Origin of the sequence: Bradyrhizobium oropedii (genome assembly GCF_020889685.1) — a bacterium.
In the GTDB taxonomy this organism is placed as follows: Bacteria; Pseudomonadota; Alphaproteobacteria; order Rhizobiales; family Xanthobacteraceae; genus Bradyrhizobium; species Bradyrhizobium oropedii.
Map to the genome: position 1 here is coordinate 24,267 of NZ_JACMYO010000091.1, position 8,420 is coordinate 32,686.

The window sequence follows — 8,420 nt, forward strand, 5'->3', positions numbered from 1 at the left end:
GCTTTCGCGTTGACGTCGCCGCGACACCAACGCGCCCGCCGGCGCTTCGCGCCGGCTGTCATTTTTCCGTGTGATTAGCCGTCGTCGCATGAACTGGCGGCTGCGAGCGCGCGACAAAGTCTCGCTTCCCGCCTCCAACAATCTCCCATTCGCGTGATGACATGACCAAAACTCTCGTAACACGTCTGACCGGTGCCGTGCTGATCGCGGCCGCATTCGCGCTCGCCGGAACCAACACAGCCCGCGCCGAAGACCGTTCGCCGGTGATCGATGTTCGCACCGCCGACCCGGAGATGAACGCCGCGATCAACCATGCGCGCGAGACGCTTCCGACATTCTGGGCCTCCTATGAGGCGCCAAAGCCGTCGGAGACCCGGCATTCGCTCAAGGTCCGCTTTCCGACGGGCCGTAACGAGGGCGAGCATATCTGGATGAGCGAGGTGAGGAAGCTGCCGAACGGCGGCTATTCCGGCCGGTTCGCCAACCAGCCGCGCGACTTGCCGGGCAAGCGGGCCGGCGACCTCATCGAGTTCAAGGAGGCCGATATCTCCGACTGGATGTTCATGCGCAATGGCAAGATCGTCGGCGGCGAGACCATCAAGCCGCTCCTCAAATCGATGCCGAAGGCCGACGCCGACGCCCTTCGCGCGCGGATGGAGCAGCCCTGAGGTCCGGCGTTTCGCCGTGGCGGACGCGCAGAGCACGGTTGCCGCTTTGCGCGTCGGCTGATAAATGCCGCCAATGGCCGAAAAATCCAAAAAACCCCAGAAATTGAAGGCGCGCCTGCCGCGCGGACTGGAAGATCGCGGCCCGGCCGCGATCAATGCCACGCGGGCGATGGTCGAGAAGATCCGCGCCGTCTACGAGCTCTACGGCTTCGAGCCGGTGGAGACGCCGGCGATGGAATATACCGACGCGCTCGGCAAGTTCCTGCCGGACCAGGACCGTCCCAACGAGGGCGTGTTCTCGTTCCAGGACGATGACGAGCAGTGGATCTCACTGCGCTATGACCTGACCGCGCCGCTGGCGCGCTATGTCGCGGAAAACTTCGACGCGTTGCCCAAGCCGTATCGCTCCTATCGTTTCGGTTATGTCTTCCGCAACGAGAAGCCCGGTCCCGGCCGCTTCCGCCAGTTCATGCAGTTCGACGCCGACACGGTGGGCTCGGCGACGCCGGCGGCCGACGCTGAGATATGCATGATGGCGGCCGACACGATGGAAGCGCTCGGGATTCCGCGCGGCTCTTATGTCGTGAAGGTGAACAATCGCAAGGTGCTCGACGGCGTGCTCGAGGCGATCGGCCTCGGCGGCGACGAGAATGCGGGTCGTCGCCTTACCGTGCTGCGTGCGATCGACAAGCTGGACAAGTTTCCCGCCGACGAGGTTCGCAAGCTGCTTGGCGCCGGACGATGGGACGGCGGTGAAGAGGGCAAGGGCGACTTCACCAAGGGCGCCGAGCTGAGCCCCGCGGATGCCGATATCGTCCTGGCCGTCACGCAAAAGCGCGACGATTGGAAAGAGGCGATCGCTGCAGCCGAGACTTACTTGGCGAAGAGCGAAGTTGGTCAGGCCGGTGTGAGCGAGCTCGAAGAGATCGCCAAGCTGGTCGCGGCATCCGGTTACGGCGCGGATCGCATCCGCATCGATCCCACCGTTGTTCGCGGTCTCGAATATTACACGGGGCCTGTCTACGAAGTTGAGCTGCTGCTCGACACCAAGGACGAGAAGGGGCGCCCGGTGCGCTTCGGCTCGGTCGGTGGTGGTGGCCGCTATGATGGCCTCGTCTCGCGCTTTCGCGGTGAGCCGGTGCCGGCGACCGGTTTCTCGATCGGTGTGTCGCGCCTGCAGGCTGCGCTGACCATGCTCGGCCAGCTCGACGCGAGGGCCGAGTTCGGCCCGGTCGTCGTCACGGTGTTCGATCGCGACCGTGTCGCCGACTATCAGAAGATGGTCGCGCAGCTGCGCCAGTCCGGCATTCGCGCCGAACTCTATCTCGGCAATCCTAAGAACATGGGCAACCAGCTCAAATATGCCGATCGCCGCAACTCGCCCTGCGTCATCATCCAGGGTTCGGATGAGAAGGCGCGCGGCGAGGTGCAGATCAAGGACCTGATCGAGGGCGCCAAGGCGGCGGCCGCGATCGCGTCCAACCAGGAATGGCGCGAAACGCGCCCCGCGCAGTTCTCCTGCGCAGAGGCCGATCTGGTCGCCAAGGTCCGCGAAGTCCTGGCGCGGCATGACGTGGCGTGGGGATAGCCATTCGCTTGTGACGTCATGCCCGGCCTTGTGCCGGGCATCCACCTCTTGTTTGATGCACGCCGACGTGAATGGCCGGGAGCAGCCCGGCCATGGCGACAACAAGAGGGAGAGCAACAATGCCTGAGATCACCGTGAGCATGGCCGCCGGCCGCACCGACGAGCAGAAGGCCGGCATGATGCGCGACATCACCCAGGCGCTGGTGAAGAATCTCGGCGTCGATGCAGACGCGGTGGTGATCCAGATCAATGAAGCGCCACTGCATCACAAGATGAAGGGCGGCAAGACCTTCGTCGAGCGCGCGGCCGCTGCGAAGAAATAATCAAGCCCTGTCGTCCCTGCGAAAGCAGGGACCCATAACCACTGATGCCGGTGATGGGCAAAGGCTGTGGCCTCAGCCTTCGACCCATTGATATTGGTGGTTATGGGTCCCGGGTCGCGCTTCGCTTGCCCGGGACGACATCTGTTTTGAGGCACCAATGGACGCACGTGACTTCATCAAGATCGGCATGAGCGCCGAGCGCATGCTGGTGGTGCCGCCGGAGCGCACCGTTGGACATTTCGTGCCCGGCATGCCGATGGTCTATGCGACGCCGATGATGATCCTCGACATGGAGATGGCGTCGGGCGATGCGATCCGCTCTGCGTTGCAGCCCGGCTGGGTCACGGTCGGTACCGAGGTCGATATCCGCCATCTCGCGGCGGCACTCGTCGGCGCCACGGTGCGGACCACCTCGAAGGTGATCGCGGTCGAGCGCCGCCTGATCCGCTTCGAGGTCGAAGCCTTCGAGGGCACGCGCAAGCTCGGCGAAGGCCGCCATGCCCGCGGCCTGATCAATGTCGAGCGCTTTAACAAGCACCTCGCCGGGACATCGGGGCCGGCGCAGTAGACGAAGGCCAGAGGCTTATCCGACAACTTGTTGGGACGTCATCCCCGCGCAAAGGCTTCGCCTTTGTCGCTGGAGGTGCTCGCGAAGCGAGCCTCGAAGGATGGGCCACGGGCCGTGCACCCTTCGGAGGCTCGCTCCGCTCGCACCTCCAGCGACATCGGCTACGCCGATGCGCGGGGGTGACGGGTCGGTTGCTGGACTACTTCGCCAATTCCTTCGAGCGCCTCGTCGCCGCGGCAATGGCGCGGGTCATCAGCGGCTGTAGGCCGTCATTTGCCATCAGCACCTCGAGTGCTGCGGCTGTGGTGCCGCCGGGCGAGGTGACGTTCTGCCGCAGGGTTGCCGATGGCAGATCCGAACGATGCAACAACTCGCCGGAGCCGGCGACGGTTGCGCGCGCCAGCGTGGTCGCAAGCTGCTCGGGCAGGCCGGCCGCGACGCCGGCGCGGGCCAGCTCCTCGGCGAGCAGGAAGACATAGGCCGGGCCGGAGCCGGAGACCGCCGTCACTGCATCCATCAGGCTTTCGTCGTCGACCCATTCGACGAGCCCGGTCGCCTTCAGCAGTGCATCCGTCATCGCGCGCTGCGCGGCGGTGACGCGCTTTGACGGCACGGCGACTGTGATGCCGCGGCCGATCGCCGCCGGCGTGTTCGGCATCGCCCGCACCACGGCGCCGCCGACGACCTCTTCCAAGGCTGAGATGGTCGTGCCGGCCATGATCGAGACCACGAGCGTCGAGGGGCCGACCAGGGCCTTCAGCGCGGCGCCGGCGTCGCGGAACGATTGCGGCTTCACCGCGACCACAAGCGTGTCGAGCGTGCCGAGATCCTTCGGCTGCGGATTGAGGCGGACACCTTTCGCGGCAAGCGCGGAGATCTCAGGTGAAAGATACGGATCGATCACCGCGACCTGCGTGGGTGCAAGACCCTGCGCGAGCCAGCCGGTCAGCATTGCGCCGCCCATCTTGCCCGCGCCCGCAAGCGCGATGGTGCCGGTCGTATTCGTCAATGCGCTGCTTGTGTTCACAGGTGGCTCCACAAATTCTGTGTCGTCCCGGCCTTGAGCCGGGACCCATAACCACAGGCGGTTCTAGTGAAGCAGAGTGCGTGCGACAAGCGGTTTGCGCGAGCCCTGCGGCCGCGGAGCATGGGTCCCTGCTCCCGTGCGCAATTGCGCACCAGGCAGGGACGACGCTGTGGGCGTGGAGAGAGCGAACGAAACCCTTACGCCTCGCCCTCGGTATCGAACATCGCAGCCGCCATCGCCTCGGTGGTCGACTTGCCGGCCCACACCACGAACTGGAACGCCGGGTAGTAGCGCTCGCAGGCGTGGATCGCGTTGACCACCATGGCCTCGCATTGCGAGGTGGAGGCGGTGAGGCCGCCCGGCAGCACCAGCGCCTGACGATGCATCACCATGCCGGTGTGAGTCCACAGATCGAAATGGCCGACCCACAATTGTTCGTTGATCGCGGCGACCAGCCGCTGCACTTCGGCGCGACGCGCCTGCGGCATCTTCATGTCGAAGGCGCAGGCGAGATGCAGCGCCTCGATCTCTCCCATCCAGGTGAAGGAGAGCTGATAGTCGATCCAGTCTCCCTTGGAGACGATCGTCACCTCGTCTTCGCCGGAACGCTCGAACGCCCAGTTGTTGTCGGTGGCGATATCCTCGACCACCGCAAGCGGGTTGTTCCGGGAATCGATAATGCTTTCGAGGAGGGACATGCCGTCTCGGACCTTGTTCTTATGATCGCTTGATACGCACACGGAAGCCGGCACCTGCGACATACTGCGTCGTGGCCGAGTGCAGTTCCTGAAACGGGCTTCCGGATGCCCCTGGACCTGACGCCGATGAAGTGATGTGATTTGCGGAATCCGCGCAACCGCACGCCGAGTCCGTCCACAGCCAAAGCGCGCATCGTCCACAGCTGATCTCCGCCACACTTGTGATTTGGAGAACAAATCGGAATCTCCGCATTGGAGTAACGATTTGTTAACCATTTGCACCCGCTTCGCCGCACGCGTGAATCAGCCTCCGGGCACTCATATCGCCCCCGCAAGGGCCGCAACGCGCTCATGGGGACATGCTGTTTGCCCATGCCAAAGGCCTTGCCCGGCTGTCGCGGTTTGGTCATATTTCGTCTCAGGCACGTCCATCCCGGGCGTGCCGATGTTCTCAGGGCGGGGTGAAAATCCCCACCGGCGGTAAAGGGCGATGAGCCCAAGCCCGCGAGCGCCTTCTTTCCGCGAAGCGGAAGGAAGGGTCAGCAGATTCGGTGCAATTCCGAAGCCGACGGTTACAGTCCGGATGAAAGAGAACGGTTGCGGCAGCCAACGCGATTTTCGCGTGGGCTCGTGTCGTTGTCCGTGTGCCCTGATTCTGGTCCTGAAAGAGGAAAGCCATGAATCAGATGTTGCAAGACACTGAAGTGCAAGACGCTGAAATCCAAACCTCCCAAGCAGAAAATGTTTCCGATACGCCGGCTAGTCCGCCGACGCCGGAGCATCCGCATTTCGCAAAGCCGCAGCGCGTTGCCTTCGTGCAATCTTCCTGGCATCGCGATGTGGTGGAGGAGTGCCGCATCTCCTTCCTGAAGGAGATCGAGGCGCGCCACATCACCAATGTGGACGTGTTCGAGGTGCCGGGCTCGTTCGAGATCCCGCTGCATGCGCAGCTCCTGGCGAAGACGCGCCGCTACACCGCGATCGTCGCTGCCGGGCTCGTCGTCGATGGTGGCATCTATCGCCACGAATTCGTCGCCGACACCGTGATCAAGGCACTGATGGATGTGCAGTTGCGCACCGAGGTGCCGGTGTTCTCGGCGGTGCTGACGCCGCAGCAATTCCATGAGACCGAGGTGCATTACGACTTCTTCCGCAAGCACTTCGTGATCAAGGGGATCGAGGTCGCGGAGGCCTGCGCCAACACGCTGCTCAGCCTGGAGCGTTTGCGCGGTCAGGTCGCGGCGGGAATTCCCGGCTAAGCGTCGGAGCCTCGAAGATCCAACACAAAAGCGATTCCGGCATGCGTGCCGGGATCGCTCTCGCCTGCCGCCCGTTCGGTTATGCTTGCCGGCATAAACCAAATGCGCGGGAGGCGCTCATGGCCGAACAACATTCCTCCGACTGGCTCGGCCTGTCGGGCCGCGTTGCCGTCGTCACCGGCGGAGGCGGCGGCATCGGCCGCGCCACCGCGGTCAGCTTCGCGCGCGCCGGCGCCAAAGTCGCAGCGCTCGATCGCGACGAGCGCGGGCTTGCGGAGACCAAGGCAAAGCTTCGCGAGTTCGGCGACGGCCATCTCGTCGCAAGCTGCGACACGACCAGCGAGGACAACGTCGCTGTCGTCGCGGACACCGTCGCGCGCACGCTCGGTGCTTGCGACATCCTCGTCAACACCGCGGCGGTGCTGCGCCCCGGCGGGCTCGACACGCTGCCGCTCGCCGAATGGAACGCGGTGCTGGCGGTCAATCTCACCGGCTATTTCATCTGCGCGCAGGCGTTCGGCCGGCAGATGCGCAAGCTTGGGCGTGGCAGCCTCATTCACGTCGCCTCGATCGCCGCCAGCAATGCGCAGGGGCAGAGCGGCGCCTACAGCGTCAGCAAGGCCGCCGTCGTGATGCTCTCGCAGCAACTCGCCGCCGAATGGGGGCCGCACGGCATCCGCAGCAATGTGGTCAGTCCGGGCCTTGTCGTCACACCGATGAGCCAGGCGTTCTACGATACGCCAGGGGTCACCGAGCGCCGCACCGCCGTGGTGCCGATGCGCCGGATCGGCGCGCCGCAGGACATGGCGGACGCGACCCTGTTCCTGGCCAGCGACCGGTCGTCCTATGTCAATGGCGAGGAAATCATCGTCGATGGCGGCTATGCGCGGACGCTGATGAGCCACGTGCCGCGGCCGGGGTTTTAAGAACGCCGCATCTGCAAATTCAGTGTCGTCCCGGCCTTGAGCCGGGACCCATAACCACCGATGTCAGTTGTTGTGAAGGCTGGGGCCATAGCGCCGCGCTACAACGAAGCCCTGTGGTTATGGGTCCCTGCTCCCGTGCGCAATTGCGCACTAGGCAGGGACGACAAAGAGTATGCCCTAATCGAACAGGCTGGAGACCGACTCTTCCGCCGCGGTGCGGCCGATCGCTTCGGCGATCAGGCCGGCGATCGAGATCTGGCGGATGTTCGGCGCCTTGTTGACGGCCTCGGTCGGCAGGATCGAGTCGGTAATGACCAGTTCCTTCAGCCGCGACGACGCAATGCGCGCGGCAGCCCCGCCGGACAGCACGCCGTGGGTGATGTAGGCCGAGACCTCCTTGGCGCCGTGCGCGATCAGCGCCTCGGCCGCGTTCACCAGCGTGCCGCCGGAGTCGACGATGTCGTCGACCAGGATGCAGTTGTAGCCGGCGACGTCGCCGATTACGTTCATCACCTCGGACTCACCGGGGCGCTCGCGGCGCTTGTCGACGATCGCCAGCGGGGTGTTGATGCGCTTGGCGAGGCCGCGGGCACGCGCCACGCCGCCGACGTCGGGCGACACCACCATCACCTTGGGGAGGTCGAACTTTTCCCTGATGTCGCGCACCATCAAGGGCGCTGCGAACAAATTGTCGGTCGGGATGTCGAAAAAGCCCTGGATCTGGCCCGCATGCAGGTCGAGCGTCATGACGCGGTCGACGCCGGCATGGGCGATCAGATTCGCGACGAGCTTGGCCGAGATCGGCGTGCGCGAGCCGGAGCGGCGGTCCTGCCTGGCATAGCCGAAATAGGGGATCACTGCCGTGATGCGGCGTGCCGAGGATCGGCGCAGCGCGTCGGTGATGATCAGCAATTCCATCAGATTGTCGTTCGCCGGATACGACGTCGACTGCAGGATGAACATGTCCGAGCCGCGGACGTTCTCCTGGATCTCGACGAAGATCTCCATGTCGGCGAAGCGCCGGACCACGGCCTTGGTCAGTTCGATGCCAAGTCCCTTGGCGATTTCCTGCGCCAGCGCAGGGTTGGAGTTGCCGGCGACGAGCTTGATTGATCCGTTCTTTGCCGACATCGATGCTTCCCCCCGCGCCTTGCTGGATACGACGTTCAGCATCTCAAGTCCTTACAGAACCGGCGGGTTTTCGGTGCGCGAGGGAATATCAGGCAGGCGGCTGCGCTGGCAACCCATTAGCTGCTTTCGCCACCGTTTTCCTGGGCAAAAAACGCATTTCCCCGGGACATACCGGGGGTTAGTCGGCCGAATAGCCGAGCGCCACGGTCTCGGGCGCCGCCGCGGCCGGGGC

General features: G+C 64.5%; 9 protein-coding genes and 1 riboswitch. Of the genes, 6 read left to right on the forward strand and 3 right to left on the reverse strand.

Features of this window, described 5'->3' with window-relative positions; all coding sequences use genetic code 11:
* Window positions 1-161: 161 nt before the first annotated feature.
* The 4 genes from H8A95_RS24170 (at window position 162) to H8A95_RS24185 (ending at window position 3,147) form a co-directional block, all read left to right on the forward strand.
* Complete coding sequence (locus H8A95_RS24170; protein WP_229185328.1) at window positions 162-668, forward strand: YegJ family protein; 507 nt, start codon at window positions 162-164, stop codon at window positions 666-668.
* A gap of 73 nt (window positions 669-741) precedes the next feature.
* Window positions 742-2,256 carry a histidine--tRNA ligase gene (gene hisS / locus H8A95_RS24175; protein WP_229185329.1) on the forward strand — a complete coding sequence of 505 codons (1,515 nt, stop codon included), beginning with the start codon at window positions 742-744 and terminating at the stop codon, window positions 2,254-2,256.
* A gap of 119 nt (window positions 2,257-2,375) precedes the next feature.
* Window positions 2,376-2,579: a tautomerase family protein gene (locus H8A95_RS24180; RefSeq protein ID WP_044538952.1), complete on the forward strand. Its 204-nt coding sequence runs from the start codon at window positions 2,376-2,378 to the stop codon at window positions 2,577-2,579.
* Between the two features lie 157 nt (window positions 2,580-2,736).
* On the forward strand, window positions 2,737-3,147 hold the full coding sequence (locus H8A95_RS24185) for a thioesterase family protein (RefSeq protein ID WP_229185330.1): 411 nt from the start codon (window positions 2,737-2,739) through the stop codon (window positions 3,145-3,147).
* Window positions 3,148-3,346: 199 nt separating this feature from the next.
* Here the strand turns inward: H8A95_RS24185 and proC are convergent, their stop codons facing one another.
* Together proC and H8A95_RS24195 are read right to left on the reverse strand one after the other, a co-directional pair.
* Complete coding sequence (proC, locus tag H8A95_RS24190; RefSeq protein ID WP_229185337.1) at window positions 3,347-4,111, reverse strand: pyrroline-5-carboxylate reductase; 765 nt, start codon at window positions 4,109-4,111, stop codon at window positions 3,347-3,349.
* A 260-nt stretch (window positions 4,112-4,371) separates the two neighbouring features.
* On the reverse strand, window positions 4,372-4,872 hold the full coding sequence (locus tag H8A95_RS24195; protein ID WP_229185331.1) for a type III secretion system chaperone family protein: 501 nt from the start codon (window positions 4,870-4,872) through the stop codon (window positions 4,372-4,374).
* Window positions 4,873-5,315: 443 nt separating this feature from the next.
* Window positions 5,316-5,471: riboswitch (FMN riboswitch) on the forward strand.
* 78 nt (window positions 5,472-5,549) lie between these two features.
* On the opposite strand from H8A95_RS24195, the gene H8A95_RS24200 reads away from it, so the two are divergent.
* Window positions 5,550-6,131, forward strand: a complete 582-nt coding sequence (locus H8A95_RS24200) for a 6,7-dimethyl-8-ribityllumazine synthase (RefSeq protein ID WP_229185332.1) — start codon at window positions 5,550-5,552, stop codon at window positions 6,129-6,131.
* Between the two features lie 119 nt (window positions 6,132-6,250).
* Window positions 6,251-7,057: an SDR family NAD(P)-dependent oxidoreductase gene (locus H8A95_RS24205; RefSeq protein WP_229185333.1), complete on the forward strand. Its 807-nt coding sequence runs from the start codon at window positions 6,251-6,253 to the stop codon at window positions 7,055-7,057.
* A gap of 177 nt (window positions 7,058-7,234) precedes the next feature.
* Here the strand turns inward: H8A95_RS24205 and H8A95_RS24210 are convergent, their stop codons facing one another.
* Window positions 7,235-8,188 carry a ribose-phosphate pyrophosphokinase gene (locus tag H8A95_RS24210; RefSeq protein ID WP_229185334.1) on the reverse strand — a complete coding sequence of 318 codons (954 nt, stop codon included), beginning with the start codon at window positions 8,186-8,188 and terminating at the stop codon, window positions 7,235-7,237.
* Window positions 8,189-8,420: the final 232 nt, after the last annotated feature.

What these genes read in the sequence shown, in the direction of transcription:
- H8A95_RS24170 (WP_229185328.1), top strand. Translation starts at nt 162, where the DNA reads ATGACCAAAACTCTCGTAACACGTCTGACCGGTGCCGTGCTGATCGCG.
- hisS (WP_229185329.1), top strand. Translation starts at nt 742, where the DNA reads ATGGCCGAAAAATCCAAAAAACCCCAGAAATTGAAGGCGCGCCTGCCG.
- H8A95_RS24180 (WP_044538952.1), top strand. Translation starts at nt 2,376, where the DNA reads ATGCCTGAGATCACCGTGAGCATGGCCGCCGGCCGCACCGACGAGCAG.
- H8A95_RS24185 (WP_229185330.1), top strand. Translation starts at nt 2,737, where the DNA reads ATGGACGCACGTGACTTCATCAAGATCGGCATGAGCGCCGAGCGCATG.
- proC (WP_229185337.1), bottom strand. Translation starts at nt 4,111, where the DNA reads ATGGGCGGCGCAATGCTGACCGGCTGGCTCGCGCAGGGTCTTGCACCC.
- H8A95_RS24195 (WP_229185331.1), bottom strand. Translation starts at nt 4,872, where the DNA reads ATGTCCCTCCTCGAAAGCATTATCGATTCCCGGAACAACCCGCTTGCG.
- H8A95_RS24200 (WP_229185332.1), top strand. Translation starts at nt 5,550, where the DNA reads ATGAATCAGATGTTGCAAGACACTGAAGTGCAAGACGCTGAAATCCAA.
- H8A95_RS24205 (WP_229185333.1), top strand. Translation starts at nt 6,251, where the DNA reads ATGGCCGAACAACATTCCTCCGACTGGCTCGGCCTGTCGGGCCGCGTT.
- H8A95_RS24210 (WP_229185334.1), bottom strand. Translation starts at nt 8,188, where the DNA reads ATGTCGGCAAAGAACGGATCAATCAAGCTCGTCGCCGGCAACTCCAAC.